Source organism: Alkalibacterium sp. m-11 (assembly GCF_054658155.1).
In genome coordinates this window covers 1-20480 of sequence record NZ_BAAGIR010000009.1, presented here as the reverse complement: position 1 = coordinate 20480, position 20480 = coordinate 1, and the positions used below count along the sequence as shown (strand labels likewise).

The 20480-nt window shown below is 44.2% G+C and carries 19 protein-coding genes; 1 reads left to right on the top strand and 18 read right to left on the bottom strand.

Annotated features, from left to right (window positions below; all coding sequences use genetic code 11):
* Positions 1-29 precede the first annotated feature (29 nt).
* From rplN to rpsJ, 12 genes are all read right to left on the bottom strand, one after another.
* Complete coding sequence (gene rplN, locus ACYQ2O_RS02030) at positions 30-398, bottom strand: 50S ribosomal protein L14 (protein WP_091265283.1); 369 nt, start codon at positions 396-398, stop codon at positions 30-32.
* 82 nt (positions 399-480) lie between these two features.
* Positions 481-744 (bottom strand): 30S ribosomal protein S17, encoded by a 264-nt coding sequence (rpsQ, locus tag ACYQ2O_RS02025; protein ID WP_091265284.1) that lies wholly within the window; start codon positions 742-744, stop codon positions 481-483.
* A 41-nt stretch (positions 745-785) separates the two neighbouring features.
* The gene (gene rpmC / locus ACYQ2O_RS02020) at positions 786-977 is read right to left on the bottom strand and encodes a 50S ribosomal protein L29 (protein WP_091481963.1); all 192 of its coding nucleotides are present in this window, start codon (positions 975-977) and stop codon (positions 786-788) included.
* Positions 967-1398, bottom strand: coding sequence for a 50S ribosomal protein L16 (rplP, locus tag ACYQ2O_RS02015; RefSeq protein ID WP_091265288.1), 432 nt, complete (start codon positions 1396-1398; stop codon positions 967-969). The genes rpmC and rplP overlap by 11 nt, the downstream gene beginning before the upstream one ends.
* Positions 1399-1401: 3 nt before the next feature.
* Positions 1402-2058: a 30S ribosomal protein S3 gene (gene rpsC, locus ACYQ2O_RS02010; RefSeq protein ID WP_346025021.1), complete on the bottom strand. Its 657-nt coding sequence runs from the start codon at positions 2056-2058 to the stop codon at positions 1402-1404.
* Between the two features lie 3 nt (positions 2059-2061).
* A complete protein-coding gene (gene rplV, locus ACYQ2O_RS02005; RefSeq protein ID WP_091265293.1) occupies positions 2062-2418 on the bottom strand; it encodes a 50S ribosomal protein L22 in 357 nt (118 codons plus the stop codon).
* 21 nt (positions 2419-2439) lie between these two features.
* Entirely contained in the window at positions 2440-2715 is a 276-nt protein-coding gene (rpsS, locus tag ACYQ2O_RS02000; RefSeq protein ID WP_091265296.1) for a 30S ribosomal protein S19, read from the bottom strand.
* A 66-nt stretch (positions 2716-2781) separates the two neighbouring features.
* Positions 2782-3618 (bottom strand): 50S ribosomal protein L2, encoded by an 837-nt coding sequence (gene rplB / locus ACYQ2O_RS01995; RefSeq protein WP_346025020.1) that lies wholly within the window; start codon positions 3616-3618, stop codon positions 2782-2784.
* A gap of 57 nt (positions 3619-3675) precedes the next feature.
* The gene (rplW, locus tag ACYQ2O_RS01990) at positions 3676-3966 is read right to left on the bottom strand and encodes a 50S ribosomal protein L23 (RefSeq protein ID WP_346025019.1); all 291 of its coding nucleotides are present in this window, start codon (positions 3964-3966) and stop codon (positions 3676-3678) included.
* Positions 3966-4589: a 50S ribosomal protein L4 gene (rplD, locus tag ACYQ2O_RS01985; RefSeq protein ID WP_346025018.1), complete on the bottom strand. Its 624-nt coding sequence runs from the start codon at positions 4587-4589 to the stop codon at positions 3966-3968. Before rplD ends, rplW begins: the two co-directional genes overlap by 1 nt.
* Before the next feature lie 24 nt (positions 4590-4613).
* On the bottom strand, positions 4614-5249 hold the full coding sequence (rplC, locus tag ACYQ2O_RS01980) for a 50S ribosomal protein L3 (RefSeq protein WP_346025017.1): 636 nt from the start codon (positions 5247-5249) through the stop codon (positions 4614-4616).
* 54 nt (positions 5250-5303) lie between these two features.
* Positions 5304-5612 (bottom strand): 30S ribosomal protein S10, encoded by a 309-nt coding sequence (rpsJ, locus tag ACYQ2O_RS01975; protein ID WP_346025016.1) that lies wholly within the window; start codon positions 5610-5612, stop codon positions 5304-5306.
* Between the two features lie 712 nt (positions 5613-6324).
* Between rpsJ and ACYQ2O_RS01970 the strand changes: the two genes are divergently transcribed.
* Complete coding sequence (locus ACYQ2O_RS01970; protein WP_459769373.1) at positions 6325-6627, top strand: hypothetical protein; 303 nt, start codon at positions 6325-6327, stop codon at positions 6625-6627.
* 835 nt (positions 6628-7462) lie between these two features.
* On the opposite strand, the gene tuf is transcribed toward ACYQ2O_RS01970, so the two are convergent.
* The 6 genes from tuf to rpoB all read right to left on the bottom strand — a co-directional run bounded on the left by tuf (position 7463) and on the right by rpoB (position 20062).
* Positions 7463-8647: an elongation factor Tu gene (tuf, locus tag ACYQ2O_RS01965; protein WP_346025014.1), complete on the bottom strand. Its 1185-nt coding sequence runs from the start codon at positions 8645-8647 to the stop codon at positions 7463-7465.
* A gap of 184 nt (positions 8648-8831) precedes the next feature.
* Positions 8832-10919 (bottom strand): elongation factor G, encoded by a 2088-nt coding sequence (fusA, locus tag ACYQ2O_RS01960; protein WP_346025013.1) that lies wholly within the window; start codon positions 10917-10919, stop codon positions 8832-8834.
* Positions 10920-11048: 129 nt separating this feature from the next.
* Positions 11049-11519 carry a 30S ribosomal protein S7 gene (gene rpsG / locus ACYQ2O_RS01955; RefSeq protein ID WP_091265310.1) on the bottom strand — a complete coding sequence of 157 codons (471 nt, stop codon included), beginning with the start codon at positions 11517-11519 and terminating at the stop codon, positions 11049-11051.
* 410 nt (positions 11520-11929) lie between these two features.
* Positions 11930-12340, bottom strand: a complete 411-nt coding sequence (rpsL, locus tag ACYQ2O_RS01950) for a 30S ribosomal protein S12 (protein ID WP_034299852.1) — start codon at positions 12338-12340, stop codon at positions 11930-11932.
* A gap of 346 nt (positions 12341-12686) precedes the next feature.
* The gene (gene rpoC / locus ACYQ2O_RS01945) at positions 12687-16325 is read right to left on the bottom strand and encodes a DNA-directed RNA polymerase subunit beta' (RefSeq protein WP_346025011.1); all 3639 of its coding nucleotides are present in this window, start codon (positions 16323-16325) and stop codon (positions 12687-12689) included.
* 131 nt (positions 16326-16456) lie between these two features.
* Positions 16457-20062 (bottom strand): DNA-directed RNA polymerase subunit beta, encoded by a 3606-nt coding sequence (gene rpoB / locus ACYQ2O_RS01940; RefSeq protein WP_346025010.1) that lies wholly within the window; start codon positions 20060-20062, stop codon positions 16457-16459.
* Between the last annotated feature and the right edge of the window lie 418 nt (positions 20063-20480).

The window sequence follows — 20480 nt, the reverse complement described above, 5'->3', positions numbered from 1 at the left end:
AGCGCACCTCCTTATGACGTTTATCGGAATTATAGAACTTCCGGAGCTAACGAAACAATTCTCATAAAGTCATTCTCACGTAATTCACGAGCAACTGGTCCGAAGATACGTGTTCCACGTGGTGCTTTGTCTTCACGAATAATTACACATGCATTTTCGTCAAATTTGATATATGAACCGTCTGGGCGTCTCGCACCAGATTTTGAGCGGACGATTACTGCACGAGCAACGTCTCCCTTTTTAACAACGCCGCCTGGTGTTGCCTGTTTAACAGTTACAACTACTTCATCACCGATGTTAGCCGTTTTAGCGCCTGAGCCACCTAGAACTTTAATGACCAGCACTTCACGTGCACCAGAGTTGTCAGCGACTTTCATTCGACTTTCTGTTTGAATCACGTTAGGATCCTCCTTTCAAACTCACGATAAAGCTTTATAGCTTTTCGTTGTGTACCTACCGCCTGGCGGTATTGTGTTCTGATTAAAGAACGATAGCCTCTTCTACCACTTCTAATAGACGGAATCTTTTGTCTTTAGACAATGGACGAGTTTCCATGATTGTAACAATGTCGCCAGTTTTAGCTGTGTTGTTTTCGTCATGAGCTTTGAATTTAGTTGAGTATTTCATTTGTTTTTTGTATTTAGGGTGTGACTTGCGAGTTGCGATTTCAACTACGATGGTTTTATCCATCTTGTCAGAAACGACTCTTCCCTGATACACTTTACGGTCGTTACGTTCAGCCATTGTTTAGCCTCCTTTGATTAAGCTATTACACTCAGTATTACTTATACTGCTTCAGTCTGACGCAGAACAGTTTTTACACGAGCGATACTTTTACGGACCTCTTTAATGCGAGCGGTGTTTTCCAATTGTCCAGTAGCTAATTGAAAGCGTAAGTTGAATAGCTCTTCTTTAAATTCTGCTTCTTTTTCAATTAATTCAGTAGTGGATAAGCCTTTTAATTCATTAGCCTTCATTTGAGTCACCACTTTCTTCACGAGTTACTATCCTAGTTTTCACAGGTAGTTTGTGTGAAGCTAAACGCAATGCTTCTCGAGCGACTTCGTCAGATACGCCACCGATTTCAAACATGATTTTCCCACGTTTAACAGGTGCTACCCAGCTTTCAGGAGCTCCTTTACCAGAACCCATACGTACGCCGATTGCTTTAGCTGTCACTGGTTTGTGAGGGAAAATTTTAATCCATACTTTCCCACCACGTTTCATATAACGAGTCATCGCTATACGAGCTGATTCGATCTGTCTGCTTGTGATCCATACTGAATCAACAGCTTGCAGACCATATTGTCCATATGCTATTTCTTTACCACCTTTAGCTTCGCCTCTCATTTTCCCACGAAACTCACGACGGTGTTTCACACGTTTTGGTACTAACATTGATTATTTCCCTCCTTTCTTGTCTTCGATTTTTTCAGGAAGAACTTCTCCTTTATAGATCCATACTTTAACACCTAGTTTACCGTAAGTAGTGTCAGCTTCTTCGTTAGCATAATCGATGTCTGCACGAAGTGTATGCAAAGGAACAGTTCCTTCTGAAAAGCTTTCGCTGCGGGCAATATCTGCTCCGTTTAGTCGACCGGCTACCATTGTGCGGATACCTTTAGCTCCCATACGCATAGCACGTTGGATCGCCTGTTTCTGCGCACGACGGAATGAAATACGGTTTTCAAGCTGGTCAGCGATACTTTTAGCTACTAGTGTAGCATCAAGGTCTGCTTTTTTGATTTCCACGATGTTCACGTGTACTCTCTTGTTAGTCAAGTTGTTCAAGCCATTTCTCAATGCATCAACTTCTGATCCACCTTTACCAATGACCATTCCTGGTTTAGCAGTGTGAATCGATACATTGATTCTGTTTGCTGCACGTTCGATTTCTACGCGAGAAATGGAAGCATCGCTTAATTTCTTAGCAATGTACTCACGAACAGCAATATCTTCATGTAATTTATCTGCAAAATCTTTTTCTGCGTACCACTTAGCATCCCAATCTTTGATGACGCCAACACGCAGTCCATGAGGATTTACTTTTTGTCCCATTGATTACCCCTCCTTCTTCTCTGATACCACTACTGTAATGTGGCTTGTTCTTTTGTTGATTCTTGAAGCTGCACCTTTTGCACGAGGGCGGAACCTTTTTAGGGTTGCTCCTTCATTGACATAGGCTTCACTTACGACTAATTCTTCGATATCCATATCGTAGTTGTGTTCAGCATTTGCAATTGCTGACATCAAGACTTTTTCTACCGCTTCCGCTGCTCCTCTGTTAGTGAAGCGAAGGATAGAAATAGCTTCTGCAGCACTTTTTCCTCTAATGGTGTCAACGACCAGACGTGCTTTACGTGGTGCAATGCGTACCATGCGAGCTGTTGCTTTTGCTGCTGTTACTGTTTCTGCCATGAATGTATCCTCCCTTCGCTATTAACGTTTAGTCGTGCGGTCGTCTTTTCCGTGTCCGCGGTACGTTCTTGTTGGTGCAAATTCACCTAGTTTGTGTCCTACCATGTCTTCTTGAACATAGACGGGCACGTGTTTTCTTCCATCATATACGGCAATGGTATGACCTACAAAGTTCGGAAAGATTGTTGAGCGACGTGACCATGTTTTAATGACACGTTTGTTATCGTCATCCATTTCGCGAACTTTTTTCATCAGATGATCATCGACGAAAGGTCCCTTTTTCAAACTACGGCTCATGTATTGCCCTCCTTTTGGGGTTCTTCCCCTTATAATCGTTGCGTTTTTCAGTCAGTCCGTTATCGTTTATTTTTTAGCTTTACGACGACGAACGATAAGTTTATCTGAACGGTTCTTACCTTTACGGGTTTTCTTACCAAGAGTAGGTTTACCCCAAGGTGACATTGGACTTGGACGTCCGATTGGTGCTTTACCTTCACCACCACCGTGTGGGTGATCGTTCGGGTTCATTACAGATCCACGGACAGTTGGGCGTTTGCCTAACCAGCGGCTGCGTCCAGCTTTACCAATGTTGATCAGTTCATGCTGTTCGTTTCCTACAGTACCGATTGTTGCACGGCAGCTTTGAAGGATCAGACGGCTTTCACCAGAGCTTAAACGAACCAGTGCGTATTTACCTTCTTTACCAAGAACTTGAGCAGAAGTACCAGCTGAACGAACAAGCTGTCCGCCTTTACCAGGTTTTAACTCAACGTTGTGTACGGACGTACCAACAGGAATGTTTGCCAATGGCAGTGCATTACCTACTTGGATGTCTGCATCTACGCCAGAGTAGATGTCTGTTCCTACTTTAAGTCCTTTAGGTGCAAGAATGTATGTTTTTGTTCCATCCTCATATTGGATCAATGAGATGTTAGCAGAACGGTTTGGATCATATTCAATCGTTTTAACGATACCGCGAACGCCATCTTTCTGACGTTTGAAGTCGATCACACGGTATTTATGCTTGTGGCCTCCGCCTTGATGACGGACAGTGATTTTACCAGCGTTGTTACGTCCAGCACGTTTTGGGTTTGGTCTCAGCAAGCTTTTTTCTGGTGTGCTTGTTGTGATTTCAGCAAAATCTGACCCAGTCATGTTACGACGTCCGTTTGTGGTTGGTTTATATTTCTTAATCGCCACGTGATTCCCCTCCTTGTTAAACTAGTTTCGTGAATAGCATTTAATTTTCAATTATTATTATTCTTCGTCTCCGAACAATGCAATGTCATTCGAATCAGCAGATAAGGTAACGATCGCTTTACGACGTTTTTTAGTATATCCTTCATAACGTCCCATGCGCTTAGGTTTAGGCGCAGTGTTTACTACGTTTACTTTATCAACTTTTACGTCGAAAATTTCTTCAACAGCTTTTTTGATTGTTGGTTTTTTAGCACGAACATCAACTTCGAAGGTATACTTTTTTTCGTCCATAGCATACATAGAAGCTTCTGTGATGATCGGGCGTAAGATTACGTCACGTGCATTCATTATTGAAGAGCCTCCTCTACTTTTTCCAGAGCAGCCTTCGTCAAGATGAGTTTGTCATGCGCAACAACATCTAGCACTGATACATTGTTAGGAGCTACAATTTTAACTCCTGGAATGTTGCGTGCAGAAAGTTTTGCGAATTCATTGTCATCCTCTAAGACAACCAGAGCTTTTCTGTTGACATCAAGGTTATTGAGTACCGCTCTGAACTCTTTTGTTTTTGGTGCATCGAAGTTCAGTCCATCTACGATTACGATTTCTTCATCTATTACTTTAGTAGAAAGAACAGATTTGATCGCTAGGCGACGAACTTTCTTAGGTAGTTTGTAGCTGTATGAACGAGGTGTAGGTCCGAATACGGTACCTCCTCCACGCCATTGTGGCGAACGGATTGAGCCTTGACGAGCTCGTCCAGTTCCTTTCTGACGCCATGGTTTGCGTCCTCCACCGCGCACTGCGCTACGGTTTTTTACTGCATGTGTTCCTTGTCTTAATGACGCACGCTGCATAGTGATCGCATCAAAAACGACACTTTCGTTTGGTTCGATACCAAAGATTGCATCATTTAATGTTACATCGCCATTTTGCGTTCCGTCTTGTTTAAATAACGTTACAGTTGGCATTCTGCTAGTCCTCCCTTCCTGATATTACTTGTCTGCTTTTTCTGCAGTTCTAATTTGTACAAGTGATTTTTTAGCTCCAGGCACATTACCTTTGATCAGTAAAACGTTGCGTTCAGTATCAACACGAACGATTTCTAGATTCTGTACAGTGACACGGTCGCCACCCATACGTCCAGCTAGTTTTTTACCTTTGAATACTCTTGCAGGGTGAGTAGCCATACCCATTGATCCAGGACGACGGTGGTAACGAGAACCGTGCGTTTCAGGTCCGCGGCTTTGGCCGTGACGTTTGATAACACCCTGGAATCCTTTACCTTTAGACGTTCCTGTTACATCGACGATATCGCCTTCTGCAAATGTGTCTACTAATACTTCGTTTCCAACTTCTACGTCACCTAGCTCTACATCTCTGAATTCTCGAATGAAGCGCTTAGGAGCCGTGTTAGCTTTTTTAACATGACCTTGTGCCGGTTTATTAGATAAAACTTCACGTTTATCTTCGATTCCTAACTGAACTGAGTTATAACCGTCTGTTTCAACAGTTTTAACCTGCAGTACAACGTTAGGTTTCACTTCAACAACTGTTACAGGTACTAATTCACCTGATTCGCTGAAGATTTGAGTCATTCCGACTTTTTTTCCTAAGATTCCCTTGGTCATGAGTACACCTCCGTTATGTTAGTTTTTTATAGTTTAAGTTGTGTTGCTGATTAATTATAATTTGATTTCGATGTTTACGCCTGACGGTAAGTCAAGTTTAGTCAACGCATCAACGGTCTTTGGTGTTGGATTCAAGATATCCACAAGACGTTTGTGTGTACGCATTTCAAACTGCTCACGTGAATCTTTGTGTTTATGTGGTGAACGGATGATTGTGTACAATTTACGTTCAGTTGGCAATGGGATTGGACCAGATACGTTTGCCCCAGTTCTTTTTGCCGTTTCCACGATTTTGTCAGCTGATTGATCAAGTACTCGATGCTCGTAAGCTTTTAGACGAATACGAATTTTTTGATTTGCCATGTTTTTCCCTCCTTCGCTTATTTAAGAAATAAACCTAGCTCCACGAAAATTTTCGGCCACCCTCCATGGCAATGCATCCGGGTGTGTCGTAACCTCTCGCTTCCTAGCCGCGGTTCTATGATTGATGCCTACCAGCGATTTCTATTTATACACAGGTTCAATAGATCCCGCCGAAATAAACGTCTCTCACAGACACCTATACAAGTATACAGACAACACGGACTAGAATCAAGTGTTTTTAGGCTTTTTATTGATTAATTGCCAGTTTTTTCCTGTATGTCCTGTATTAAACAACACTTCTTGTATTATAAGGGTTCCTGCCACTCCCTGCACCCTTTTTCACTCGGCATTTCAGCCTTTTTCATCAGGTTTCACTATTCTGCCACATTTGAGCTGCATGCTGCTTCAAGCTAATGTTCTTCTTTTATTTCTTTCACTTCTTATTTAGTATAGAGTGATCTTCGGTACTTCTGGAGGGGTTAGGATTTTAGAGAGGCTTGGCACTTTTAGAAAATCTCCGCAACGTTTAACTTAGATTCCCCTCACCAGACTTGAGTCTTATATTGAAGAAACTGATTTCTAATCATTTTTTTCAGTCCCTCCGCATCTCTCTGGTATATTCTTTGTTCTGGCCAGTACTTTATTGGTGATATTCAGTTGGAAGATATCGGCTAGTCTCTTTAAAACGATAGTGAAACAAGAATGGATCACTGTGGAACGTTCCTGCTCAGGCGTTCTTAACCTGTTCCGCTTCAAATTAAAATGGGAGCTCGGGCAGACGGTCGGCCGCTACCTCAACCAGTGGACCCCGTTCATTCCTAAGAAATCTCATACCGTCGCTGACTTCACTGCACTGACTGACAGCCTCTTCTACGGCCCAGAGCGATCCGATTCTAGCTGGACTCCTGAGCAGAAAGAGACAGTTAACGGTATGATTGATTTGCTTGAAGATCTTCCGGACCTGAAGCGTCACCCAAGGGAACCACACCCTTTAAGTGGAAAACTCATTCAGTAAGCCGCTGGAATTGTAATATTCTTTTCGATGAATTAACAATTCAGAATAAAAACTGGACCGACTGTACTGACCTGAAAATGTGGTCAGTACGGTCGGTATTTTCTTTAATTTAAGAAGACTGTTTTCGCTGGGCGAAAACATCCCATATAAACATTCATGATGATAAAAGCCGATGATCTCGGCTTTTTCTTTTACATAATGCATGGTACTGCCTCGGTTCCAGCATTGTCCACCGGCTATTTCTTCCCGAGTGTCTGTCCTGGCTCGATTTCTCCTTAGCTCAGATGCTTTTCCCGTTTGAGTTCCGGTTCTATCTCATTTGCTCCGGAACTCAGATCCATTTTCCATTTGAGTTCCGGTACTATCTCATTTGCTCCGGAACTCAGATCCATTTTCCGTTTGAGTTCCGGTTCTATCTCGATTGCTCCTTAACTCAGATCCATTTTCCGTTTGAGTTCTGGTTCTATCCCAATTGCTCCGGAACTCAGGTCCATTTCCCATTTGAGTTCCGGTTCTATCTCATTTGCTCCTTAACTCAAATCCATTTTCCATTTGAGTTCCGGTTCTATCTCGATTGCTCCTTAACTCAAATCCATTTTCCATTTGAGTTCCGGTTCTATCTCGATTGCTCCTTAACTCAGATCCATTTCACATTTGAGTTCCGGTTCTAACTGAATTGCTCCGGAGCTCATCATGTTTCTCATTTCGACCACCCGAGCTTGCCTTAAAACCTGAACTTCTTTAACTATTTCCGCAATATAGTATTTAAAGGCAAAAAAAGAGAGCTTAGAAGAAAAATCTTCTAAGCTCTCTTGAACTAGCTCATTGAAAAATATTATTCAACAATTTTAGTTACTACGCCAGCTCCAACAGTACGTCCACCTTCACGGATAGTGAATTTAGTACTATCTTCAACAGCGATTGGAGCGATTAGAGAAACGCTCATGTTAGTGTTATCGCCAGGCATAACCATTTCAGTTCCTTCTGGAAGTTCAACAACACCAGTTACGTCTGTTGTACGGAAGAAGAACTGTGGGCGGTAGTTAGTGAAGAATGGAGTGTGACGTCCACCCTCTTCTTTTGAAAGAACATATACTTCTGCATCAAATTTAGTATGCGGAGTAATTGAACCAGGCTTAGCTAAAACTTGTCCACGCTCGACATCGTCACGTGACATACCACGTAGTAACGCACCGATGTTGTCTCCAGCTTCAGCGTAGTCTAGTAATTTACGGAACATTTCAACACCTGTAACAGTTGTTTTAGCAGTGTCTTTAATTCCGACAACTTCAACTTCGTCACCGACGCGAACTTCACCAGTTTCAACACGACCAGTTGCAACTGTACCACGACCAGTGATTGAGAATACGTCCTCAACTGGCATCATGAATGGTTTAGCAGAGTCACGTTCTGGAGCAGGGATGTAGTTATCTACAGCGTCCATAAGTTCAAGGATTTTTTCTTCGTATTCTGCATCGCCTTCAAGAGCTTTAAGTGCAGAACCAGCAACTACAGGAATGTCGTCGCCTGGGAAGTCGTATTCGCTTAATAGGTCACGAACTTCCATTTCAACTAATTCTAGTAATTCTTCATCGTCGACCATGTCAACTTTGTTCAGGAATACAACGATGTAAGGAACACCAACCTGACGTGAAAGCAGGATGTGCTCACGAGTTTGAGGCATTGGTCCGTCAGCAGCAGAAACTACCAAGATAGCTCCGTCCATTTGAGCAGCACCAGTGATCATGTTCTTAACGTAGTCCGCGTGTCCTGGGCAGTCAACGTGTGCATAGTGACGTGTATCAGTTTCGTACTCAACGTGTGAAGTAGAGATTGTGATTCCACGTTCTTTTTCTTCTGCAGCACCATCAATTGAATCGTATGCTTGAGCTTCTGCATAACCTTTTTTAGATAGTACTGTAGTGATTGCAGCTGTTAGAGTTGTTTTACCGTGGTCAACGTGTCCGATTGTTCCAATATTCATATGCTGCTTGGAACGGTCAAATTTTTCTTTAGCCATTTTAAACATTTCCTCCTTAGGATTATCTTCTTTTTTTTAAATAGAAAATAGTATTTTCTATTCCTATTTACTCTAGTTTATTATACCGGTAGGCCGGTATAAAATCAATCGATTTGGCAGATCAGACCTGCTGTCCAGTCAAGTTACGACTAGGCGCAGCAGCGTCTGCCTCAGAAAGAGCTGATTAAGCTTCTCCACCGTTTTTCTTGATGATTTCTTCCGCAATGCTCTTAGGCACTTGTTCGTAGTGATCGAACTGCATTGTGAATGTTCCACGTCCTTGAGTAGCAGAACGTAGCGTTGTTGCGTATCCGAACATCTCAGCTAGCGGTATCTGTCCTTTAACAACAGTTGCGTTTCCACGCTGTTCAGATCCTTCGATATTTCCGCGACGAGCAGAAATGTGACCCATTATGTCTCCCATGTATTCTTCAGGTACAGTGATTTCAACAGCCATCATTGGCTCAAGAATAACTGCGCCTGCTTTTTGAGCAGCATTTTTAAGTGCCAGTGATGCAGCAACTTTAAATGCAGTCTCGTTTGAGTCGACATCGTGGTAAGATCCATCGTAAAGTTTAGCTTTAACGTCAACTAGAGGGTATCCAGCAAGAACACCGTTTTCCAGTGACGCTTCAAGACCAGCTTTAACTGCAGGAATGTATTCACGTGGAACAACTCCACCAACGATAGCATCTTCAAATTCGAAACCTGCGCCTTCTTCGTTTGGTGTGAACTCGATCCATACGTGACCGAATTGTCCTTTACCACCAGACTGACGAACAAATTTACCTTCTGCTTGTACTTGTTTAGTGAATGTTTCACGGTAAGAAACCTGAGGTGCTCCAACGTTAGCTTCAACTTTGAATTCACGCTTCATACGGTCAACGATAACGTCCAGGTGAAGTTCACCCATACCGGAAATAATCGTTTCGCCTGTTTCGTGATCAGTTTCAGCACGGAAAGTTGGATCTTCTTCAGCTAGTTTCTGTAGTGCAAGACCCATTTTATCCTGGTCAGCTTTTGTTTTAGGTTCAATAGCAACCTGGATAACTGGTTCAGGGAATTCCATTGATTCAAGGATTACCGGATTCTCAAGGTCACACAGTGTGTCACCAGTTGTTGTATCTTTAAGACCAACAGCAGCAGCGATATCTCCAGAGAATACTTCTGAAATCTCTTCACGAGAGTTCGCGTGCATTTGAAGGATACGTCCCACACGTTCACGAGAATCTTTCGTCGCATTCAGGATATAAGATCCAGATTCAAGAGTACCTGAGTAGACACGGAAGAAAGTCAGACGACCAACATATGGGTCAGTCATAACTTTAAATGCCAATGCAGAAAACGGCTGATCATCGCCAGCTTCTACTTTGACTTCTGCAGTCTCATCTCCTTGTTTGTGACCAACAATGGCACGTACATCAAGTGGTGAAGGCAGGTAATCTACTACAGCGTCCAGAAGTAACTGAACCCCTTTGTTTTTGAAAGCAGACCCAACTAGTACTGGATAGAATTCAACGCTTAGAGTTGCTTTACGAATACCTTCTTTTAATTGCTCTTCAGAGATTTCTTCTCCTTCAAGGTAACGCATCATCATCTCTTCATCTAGATCAGCAACAGCTTCAACTAGTTTAGTACGCCATTCTTCAGCCAGTTCAACCATGTCAGCTGGAATATCTTCTTCAGTTATTTCAGTTCCAAGGTCGTTACCGTACATGAATGCTTTCATTTTAACTAGGTCGATGATACCTTTGAAGTCATCTTCAGCACCAATCGGTAGTTGGATTGGGTGAGCGTTAGCCTGTAGACGGTCATGAAGGGTTTCATTCGCGTGCAGGAAGTCAGCTCCCAGTTTGTCCATTTTGTTTACAAAAACAACACGAGGTACGCCGTAAGTAGTTGCCTGACGCCATACTGTTTCTGTTTGTGGTTCAACACCTGATTGTGCATCCAGTACAGCAACCGCTCCATCAAGTACACGTAGTGAACGTTCTACCTCAACGGTAAAGTCCACGTGTCCAGGAGTGTCGATGATGTGTACACGGTGGTTGTTCCACTGAGCAGTTGTTGCAGCGGAAGTGATTGTGATTCCACGCTCCTGCTCCTGCTCCATCCAGTCCATCTGTGAAGCACCTTCGTGCGTTTCACCAATCTTGTGGATTCGGCCAGTGTAATAAAGGATACGCTCAGTCGTGGTTGTTTTACCAGCATCGATGTGCGCCATGATTCCGATATTACGGGTTCTCTTTAGAGGAAATTCTCTTTTGGCCACTAATCATTACACCTCTCTTTAGTAAATTTGGATCATTCTGACATGATCCTCGGATAACTGTCAATGAAGATACAGAGTTTTTCCGTCGCACGAATCGACTCCATGCGATCGAAGACTGCTCTGATTATCTTACCAGCGGTAGTGAGCAAACGCTTTGTTCGCTTCTGCCATACGGTGAGTTTCTTCACGTTTACGGACAGCAGCACCAGTGTTGTTTGCTGCATCCATGATTTCTTTAGCCAGTCTGTCTTCCATGGTGTTTTCTCCACGTAGACGAGCATAGTTTACTAACCAGCGAAGTGCCAGAGTCGTACGACGATCAGGACGTACTTCTACAGGAACCTGGTAGTTAGACCCTCCTACACGACGAGCTTTAACTTCTAATACAGGCATGATATTTTTCAGTGCTTGTTCATACACTTCCATAGGATCATTTCCTGTTGTTTCTTTAATCTGATCAAATGCATCATACAAAATCGTTGATGCTTTTCCACGCTTACCGTCAACCATCAAACGGTTGATCAGACGGGAAACCAGTTTAGAGTTGTACATTGGATCTGGTAATACATCACGTTTTGCTACAGGACCTTTACGAGGCATTCAAATTCCTCCTTTCGGGAATATTAATTTCGAGTTATTTTATGAAGCTGAGCTTAACGCCTCACTCCACTTTTATTTATCCAGTTTCGTTCAGCAGCTCTCCGTGCCATTCACCTTGAAAATTCGCTGTGCAGTCTTCGACTTGCTTGACGAAGCTGTTTCGGCTTTAGCCGTTTACAGATTAGTTATGTCGATAAGCAAGGCTTATGCGACCTTCATCTATTGCTATTTTCTAGGTGGATGTCAGGCTGAGCTTAACGCCTCACTCCACTTTTACTTATCCAGTTTCGTTCAGCAGCTCCCCGTGCCATTCACCTTGAAAATTCGCTGTGCAGTCTTCGACTTGCTCGCTATAATTTTCCAGGTGGATGTCAGGCTGAACTTAACGCTTCACTCCACTTTTATTTTACTTATTTAGGACGCTTAGTTCCGTATTTAGAACGACCTTGTTTACGGTCTGTTACTCCGGCCGTATCAAGCGCTCCACGAACGATGTGATAACGTACACCCGGTAAGTCTTTTACTCGACCTCCACGGATAAGTACCACGCTGTGTTCCTGAAGGTTGTGACCTTCACCTGGGATGTATGCTGTTACTTCGATCATGTTAGATAGACGTACACGAGCATATTTACGTAAAGCTGAGTTAGGTTTTTTAGGAGTCATTGTTCCCACACGAGTACAAACACCACGTTTTTGTGGAGAGTATACTGTCGTCTGTTTGCGCTTCTGAGTGTTGTACCCTCTATTCAACGCAGGTGACTCTGATTTACTTGTTTTAGATTTACGAGGCTTACGGATCAGTTGATTCATTGTAGGCATATTGTGTTTCCTCCTTCCATTTTTACTGTGTAATACTTGCTTTTCTAGGTCCACACATCCAGGCGGTTCCTTTTTGGGCAAAAAAGAATAATCGCTTAATGCGACGGCCTTCCATTGCCAGAAACCTTCTTGATATATGGCTTGTTTTTGTCTCTTGCGTACCAGTCAGCACGACTGTTAACTCAATCAGGCCAGATCACTCCAGCACAAGAATCGGAACACAAAAGCACCTCTAGCATAGTACCACGCAGGGACGGTTATGTCAATAACCTGTTGGAAATTAATTTATTTACCCAAAAGGTATATCAGAGCAGCCCGAAGCTGCCCCGACTTCCTTCCAGTTTAATTACTCTGTTGTAGTCTGATCTGCAGGTTGAACGTCTTCATTAATGCTATAGACATTTTCGCTGACGACGCCTACTTCTTTAGGTTTCATGTCGTTGTACACCTTCATACCTGTTCCGGCTGGAATAGATTTACCAATGATGACATTTTCCTTCAGACCAATCAGTTTATCGTTCTTACCTCTTATCGCAGCATCGGTCAGGACACGAGTTGTTTCCTGGAATGATGCAGCAGATAAGAAACTGTTTGTTTCAAGTGACGCTTTGGTGATACCCAGAAGAACTGGGCGTGCTGTTGCTGGAAGTCCACCAGATAATAAGGTCGATCTGTTGGCTTCCTTGAAGTCTGCAACATCTACCAGGCTACCTGGCAGGATGCTCGTATCACCTGGATCCATCACTCTAACTTTCTGAAGCATCTGTCTGACCATTACCTCGATGTGCTTATCACCGATTTCAACCCCTTGACTGCGGTAAGCGTACTGTACTTCTTTAAGCATGTAGTTCTGAAGCTTAATGACGTTACTTACTGCAAGGAGCTGTTTAGGTTCGATTGATCCTTCACTCAATGCATCCCCACGTTCGATAAAGCTGCCGACTTTCACTCGGAGTCGGGCATTGATTGCCAGAGTGTAGCTGCGGGTATCTGTTGCACCCTTAACCGTCACTTCTTTAGTTCTTTCGCTAGGGTTTTCTTCTATAGACACGACTTCCCCAGTTACTTCAGTGATTGTTGCAAGACCTTTAGGGTTTCTTGCTTCAAAGATTTCCTGAACACGAGGGAGACCCTGAGTGATATCGTCTCCGGCAACCCCACCTGTGTGGAACGTACGCATGGTCAGCTGAGTACCCGGTTCACCGATAGATTGAGCAGCAATTGTACCAACTGCTTCTCCTACTTCGACTTCACGGCCAGTTGCCAGGTTACGTCCGTAACATTTCTTACATACCCCATGATTAGTGTTACATGTAAAGACGGAACGGATTGTTACTTTTTCAATTCCTGATTCGATGATTACTTTAGCGATATCTTCAGTGATCAGGTCATTTTCTTTAACGAGTACGGCATCTGTTTCCGGATGTCTCACTGTCTTACGTGCATAACGTCCGATGATACGTTCTTCAAGCGGCTCGATTTCTTCGTTGCCGTCTTTCAGTGTTTCAGCGTCCAATCCACGTTTCGTGCCACAGTCTTCTTCACGGATAATGACGTCTTGAGCTACATCTACCAGACGACGAGTCAGGTAACCGGAGTCAGCTGTCTTAAGCGCCGTATCGGTCATTCCTTTACGGGCACCGTGTGTAGAGATGAACATCTCGAGAACGGACAGCCCTTCACGGAAGTTTGATGTGATCGGCAGTTCCATGATACGACCACTCGGAGCCGCCATCAGTCCACGCATTCCAGCAAGCTGGGTAAAGTTGGAGATGTTACCACGGGCACCGGAATCACTCATCATGAAGATGTTATTGTGGTTATCCAATGAGCGCATCAAGTGTTCCTGGATGGTATCTTTTGTTTTCGTCCAGACATCGATGACTGCAGTATAGCGCTCTTCTTCAGTTATCAGACCACGACGGTGAGACGCGTTGATGCGGTCCACCTGTTTGTGTGCCTGATCCAGGATCTCACCTTTTTCTTCCAGGTGAGAAATGTCGGCGATTCCGACAGTGATTCCTGATTTAGTTGAGTGTTTGTAGCCAAGGTTCTTCATTTTATCCAGCATTTTTGATGTTTCAGTGACCTGGAATCGTTTGAAGACTTCAGCAATGACGTTACTTAAGTTTTTCTTCTTGAACGGTGACACGAGTTCAGCATTCTTGATGTGCTCTCTGATGTCCGTTCCATAAGGGACAAAGTATTTATCCGGAGTCTGTTTCTCCAGGTTGTCCTGAGAAGGTTCATTCAAGTACGGGAACTCTTTCGGCATGATTTCATTGAAAATCAGTTTTCCGACCGTTGTAACAAGGTACTTGTCCTTCTGCCATTCAGTAAACGGCTTTTCAGGCAGCGCGGATGCATGAACCGCTACTCTTGAGTGAAGGTGAACATAGCCGGTCTGGTATGCTTGAATTGCTTCAGACTGACTTGAGAAGATCATGCCTTCTCCAATTTTACCCGCATCTTCCATAGTCAGGTAGTAGTTACCCAGTACCATATCCTGTGAAGGTGTTACAACGGGTTTCCCATCTTTAGGGTTCAGGATGTTCTGAGCACCAAGCATCAGAATACGGGCTTCAGCCTGAGCTTCGTCACTTAATGGAACGTGAACAGCCATCTGGTCTCCATCGAAGTCGGCATTGTATGCTTCACACACTAATGGGTGAAGACGGATTGCTTTTCCTTCAACAAGTACAGGTTCGAAAGCCTGGATACCCAGACGGTGAAGCGTAGGCGCCCGGTTAAGAAGAACAGGGTGTTCTCTGATGACATCTTCAAGTACAGCCCAGACTTCTTCGTCCATGCGTTCAACTTTACGTTTCGCATTCTTGATGTTGTTTGCAATTTCTCTTGCGACCAGCTCTCTCATAACAAAAGGCTTGAACAGCTCAATTGCCATTTCTTTAGGCAGACCACACTGGTACATTTTAAGACTTGGTCCAACAACGATAACGGAACGACCAGAATAGTCGACACGTTTACCCAGCAAGTTCTGACGGAAACGTCCCTGTTTCCCTTTCAGCATATGAGAAAGAGATTTAAGTGGACGGTTACCCGGTCCAGTCACTGCACGTCCGCGACGGCCGTTGTCAACTAGTGCATCGACAGCTTCCTGAAGCATACGTTTCTCATTCTGAACGATGATATGCGGAGCATTCAGGTCCAGAAGGCGTTTCAGACGGTTGTTACGGTTGATGACACGACGGTACAAGTCGTTCAAGTCACTTGTTGCAAAACGTCCACCTTCAAGCTGAACCATCGGACGCAGTTCAGGTGGAATGACTGGTACAACGTTCATGACCATCCATGCCGGATCGTTTCCTGAATTTCTGAAAGCTTCCAGAATATCCAGACGACGGATCGCACGAGTACGTTTTTGTCCTGTAGCCGTCTGAAGCAGTTCTTTCAGCTCTTCGACTTCTTCCACAAGATTTACGTCGTTCAATAATGTCTTGATCGCTTCCGCACCGATTTCAGCCTGGAAACTGTTTCCGTACTGTGCACGGCGTTCGCGGTATTCGCGTTCAGTCATCAGCTGTTTCTTCTCAAGTGGTGTGTCACCAGCATCAGTGACAACATATGAAGCGAAATAAATGATTTCTTCAAGCGCACGTGGCGACATATCCAGTACAAGTCCCATACGACTCGGGATACCTTTAAAGTACCAGATGTGTGTTACAGGTGCTGCCAGTTCAAGGTGACCCATACGTTCACGGCGAACTTTAGATTTAGTGACTTCTACGCCACAACGGTCACAGACGATCCCTTTATAATGGACACGTTTGTATTTCCCGCATGAACATTCATAATCTTTTGACGGTCCAAATATTCTTTCACAGAACAGTCCGTCTTTTTCAGGTTTCAGTGTGCGGTAATTGATTGTTTCAGGTTTCTTAACTTCTCCGTAAGACCAGCTGCGGATCTTGTCCGGTGAAGCCAGACCTATTTGTATACTTTCAAATTTATTTACATCGATCAAAGGGGCTACCTCCCTTTAGTAGATTATAGAGCTGCCCTAGTGCTCCTCTTACATGCGAAAAGATGAAGGAGAGGAAAGAATGCTGTATAATCTTCTGTCCTCTCACTTCTATCTTTTAATGTGTTTCTGACTTACTCCTGCTCCTGCTCTTGTGACTCAGCAAGGGCTTCTTCCTGTTCTTTCAGTCTTGCTTCTTCAGCACGCTTTTCGTCCTGTTCTTTTTTCATCTTTTCAAGTGAATCGACATTTCCGAATTCATCGTCTTCATCTGAATCCTGAAGATCGATGGCTTCTTCGTTGATGTCCAGTACTTTAAGATCCAGTCCCAATGACTGAAGCTCTTTGACAAGTACTCGGAATGATTCCGGTACACCAGGTTTTGGAATGGTTTCACCTTTGACGATGGCTTCGTACGTTTTCACACGTCCGACAACATCATCTGATTTGTATGTCAGGATTTCCTGAAGGGTATAAGCCGCACCGTATGCTTCCAGTGCCCATACCTCCATCTCTCCGAAACGCTGTCCACCGAACTGGGCTTTACCACCAAGCGGCTGCTGCGTAACTAGAGAGTATGGTCCAGTTGAACGGGCGTGCAGTTTGTCGTCGACCATGTGGGCCAGTTTGACGAAGTACATGACTCCGACAGAGACCTTGTTGTCGAACGGCTCCCCTGTACGTCCATCGATCAGTACCGTTTTGGCATCGTCATCCATACCGGCTTCTTTGATCGTTTCCCAGACTTCATTTTCATTGGCTCCATCAAATACCGGCGTTGCAATGTGAATGCCCATCTTGCGTGCGGCCATTCCCATGTGCAGTTCGATGACCTGACCGATATTCATACGTGATGGTACCCCAAGCGGGTTAAGCATGATATCGACAGGTGTACCGTCCGGCATGAACGGCATGTCTTCTTCTGGAAGAATAAGGGATACAACACCCTTGTTTCCGTGACGACCGGCCATTTTATCTCCGACGTTGATTTTACGTTTCTGAACGATAAAGACACGAACAAGATAGTTGACGCCAGGAGATAGTTCGTCTCCAGCTTCACGAGTAAAGATCTTCACGTCGTGAACGATCCCTCCACCACCGTGAGGCACTCTTAGTGATGTATCTCTTACTTCACGTGCTTTTTCTCCAAAGATCGCATGTAATAGTTTTTCTTCCGCAGATAACTCAGATACCCCTTTTGGTGTGACTTTACCTACAAGGATGTCTCCATCATGGACTTCTGCACCAATTCTGATGATTCCACGATCATCAAGATTTTTCAGTGCGTCGTCGCCAACGTTAGGCAGTTCACGGGTGATTTCTTCAGGGCCTAGTTTCGTATCGCGGGCTTCAGATTCATATTCTTCAATATGGATCGATGTATAGATGTCATCTTTGACCAGGCGCTCACTCATGATGACCGCATCTTCAAAGTTATAGCCGTCGAATGTCGTGAAGGCAATAAGCGGATTGCGTCCCAGCGCCATTTCACCATTTTCCATAGAAGGTCCGTCCGCAAGAATATCTCCTTTGTCAACCTGTTCACCATGACGTACCAGTGAACGCTGGTTGTAGGATGTTCCCGCATTGGAACGTTTAAATTTAGCTACATAGTAACTATCCAGTGCACCATCTTCACGTCTGACACGAATCTGTTTCGCATCAACGTATTCAACAGTACCTGAATGTCTTGCAATGACTGCTGCTCCAGAGTCACGCGCTGCTGTGTGCTCGATTCCTGTTCCAACAAGCGGTGCTTCCGGATCGATCAGAGGCACGGCCTGACGCTGCATGTTCGCACCCATCAGGGCACGGTTGGAGTCATCGTTTTCAAGGAATGGAATACTTGCTGTCGCAACAGACACAACCTGCTTAGGTGATACGTCCATATAGTCGACAAGAGAGGCTTCCAGTTCTTCGTTGTTGTTCTTCGTACGAGCCAGAACCAGATCGTTGACGAATGATCCGTCGTCGTTAAGCGGCGCATTGGCCTGAGCAACAACATAAAGATCCTCTTCGTCTGCAGTCAAATAGTCGATTTCACCAGTTACGCGTCCAGTTTCTTTATCCACTCGACGGTAAGGTGTTTCGATAAATCCGAACTCGTTGATCTTAGCGTATGTGGACAAGCTGTTGATCAGCCCGATGTTTGGTCCCTCAGGTGTTTCGATCGGGCACATACGTCCATAGTGGGAGTAGTGAACGTCTCGGACTTCATATCCGGCACGGTCACGCGTCAGTCCACCAGGTCCTAACGCAGACAGGCGTCTTTTGTGTGTCAGCTCGCCAAGCGGGTTCGTCTGATCCATGAACTGAGACAGCTGTGAAGAACCGAAGAACTCTTTGATGGACGCAACAACTGGACGAATGTTGACCAATTGCTGTGGTGTTGTCGTAGATGTGTCCTGAATGGACATACGCTCACGAACCACACGTTCCATACGAGACAGACCGATACGGAACTGATTCTGAAGCAGTTCCCCAACTGAACGGATACGTCTGTTTCCTAAGTGGTCGATATCGTCTGTTTCGCCGATGCCTTCCTGTAAGTTGAAGAAGTAACTCATGGATGCGATCATGTCCGCCGGAAGAATGTATTTCACTTCACGGTCAGGATTCGCATTTCCGATGACATTGACAACACGGTCATTGTCATTCGGAGAGTAGACTTTAACGATCTGAAGATCGATCGGTTCAGGCACGACACCTTCATCGGATGGATAAAGCGTCACTGCGTTCAGTCCGTTATCCAGATGTGGTCCGAGCTGGTCCATGACTTCACGGTTGATCAGTGTACCTTCTTTAGCCAGCAGTTCGCCTGTTTCACTGTCAACCAGTGATTCAGCCAATGTCAGACCCATCAGGCGGATTTTAAGATCCAGTTTCTTGTTCATTTTATAGCGTCCGACACGAGCCAGGTCATAACGCTTAGGGTCGAAGAAGCGTGTAGTCAGGAGACTTCTTGAAGAGTCAGCCGTTTTAGGCTCTCCTGGACGCAGACGTTCGTAAACATCTTTCAGTGCTTCTTCCACTCGGGAATCCGAAGTGTTTTTGTGAATATCTTTTTCTAGAGTAGCTACCAGACTTTCGTTCGAGCCGAAAATATCCAGAATTTCATCATCCGATCCGAATCCCAGTGCACGAACAAGTACACTTAGAGGGATTTTACGGGTACGGTCGATACGGACATTGGACAAGCCTTTAGAATCCGTTTCATACTCCAGCCATGCGCCACGGTTAGGAATGACAGTAGATCCGAATCCTTCCATGCCGTTCTTTTCAACTTTAGGGCTGAAATAAACGCCAGGTGAACGGACTAGCTGAGAAACGATAACACGTTCCGCTCCGTTGATGATGAATGTTCCCTGTTGGGTCATCAGTGGGAAGTCTCCGAAGAATACTTCCTGCTCTTTTACTTCGCCTGTTTCTTTATTGATCAGGCGCAGTTTGACGTACAGTGGAGCTGAATAGTTAGAATCATGCTGTCTCGCTTCATCTACTGAATATTTAGGTTCCTGCAGCTGATAGTCTGTAAATTCAAGTGACAGATTACCTGAAAAGTCTTCGATAGGAGAAATGTCCTTGAACATGTCTCTCAATCCTTCTTCAAGAAACCAGTCATAAGAGTTTGTCTGAATTTCGATTAGGTTCGGTAATTCCAATACTTCTTTAATTCGTGAGTAACTTCTACGTGTACGGTGCTTGCCGTATTTCACATCTTGGCCTGCCAACCTCTTCACCCCTCATAAATAATCACTAGCCGTCATAATCAAAAGCAATTGCTGTATTTGATCATCCGCTTCTTATATTACAATTGCGTTACAATTGTTAACAAACGTTTAAAAACAAGGCGTTTACCCTGTTTTTGACCAAAAAAAATACAAAAGAGTCGTGAAAGAATCATCCTGAATCATCACACATTCTTTTGTTTTGCTCCAAAAACCGCGTCCGGACAATATTTCGTACGGGTTTTATTTTCATACTTTGTTTAGCGTCTATTAAGTTTACACAAAAAGCAAGTGGTTGTCAAGTTTGAATTTGCCCTTTTTACGTCAGGGCAGCCTCTAAATCGAGCATGTAGGAGGAAGGCAATGGAACACTGGTATGAATTTCTTTGAAACACTGTAAGAAGACACACAAATAGAACGCCCTTTTCAG

Bases quoted from the DNA above. Each gene is read 5' to 3' on its own strand.
- rpsQ (WP_091265284.1), bottom strand. From the start codon at position 744: ATGGCTGAACGTAACGACCGTAAAGTGTATCAGGGAAGAGTCGTTTCT.
- rpmC (WP_091481963.1), bottom strand. From the start codon at position 977: ATGAAGGCTAATGAATTAAAAGGCTTATCCACTACTGAATTAATTGAA.
- rplP (WP_091265288.1), bottom strand. From the start codon at position 1,398: ATGTTAGTACCAAAACGTGTGAAACACCGTCGTGAGTTTCGTGGGAAA.
- rpsC (WP_346025021.1), bottom strand. From the start codon at position 2,058: ATGGGACAAAAAGTAAATCCTCATGGACTGCGTGTTGGCGTCATCAAA.
- rplV (WP_091265293.1), bottom strand. From the start codon at position 2,418: ATGGCAGAAACAGTAACAGCAGCAAAAGCAACAGCTCGCATGGTACGC.
- rpsS (WP_091265296.1), bottom strand. From the start codon at position 2,715: ATGAGCCGTAGTTTGAAAAAGGGACCTTTCGTCGATGATCATCTGATG.
- rplW (WP_346025019.1), bottom strand. From the start codon at position 3,966: ATGAATGCACGTGACGTAATCTTACGCCCGATCATCACAGAAGCTTCT.
- rplD (WP_346025018.1), bottom strand. From the start codon at position 4,589: ATGCCAACTGTAACGTTATTTAAACAAGACGGAACGCAAAATGGCGAT.
- rplC (WP_346025017.1), bottom strand. From the start codon at position 5,249: ATGACCAAGGGAATCTTAGGAAAAAAAGTCGGAATGACTCAAATCTTC.
- rpsJ (WP_346025016.1), bottom strand. From the start codon at position 5,612: ATGGCAAATCAAAAAATTCGTATTCGTCTAAAAGCTTACGAGCATCGA.
- tuf (WP_346025014.1), bottom strand. From the start codon at position 8,647: ATGGCTAAAGAAAAATTTGACCGTTCCAAGCAGCATATGAATATTGGA.
- rpsG (WP_091265310.1), bottom strand. From the start codon at position 11,519: ATGCCTCGTAAAGGTCCTGTAGCAAAACGTGATGTATTACCAGATCCA.
- rpsL (WP_034299852.1), bottom strand. From the start codon at position 12,340: ATGCCTACAATGAATCAACTGATCCGTAAGCCTCGTAAATCTAAAACA.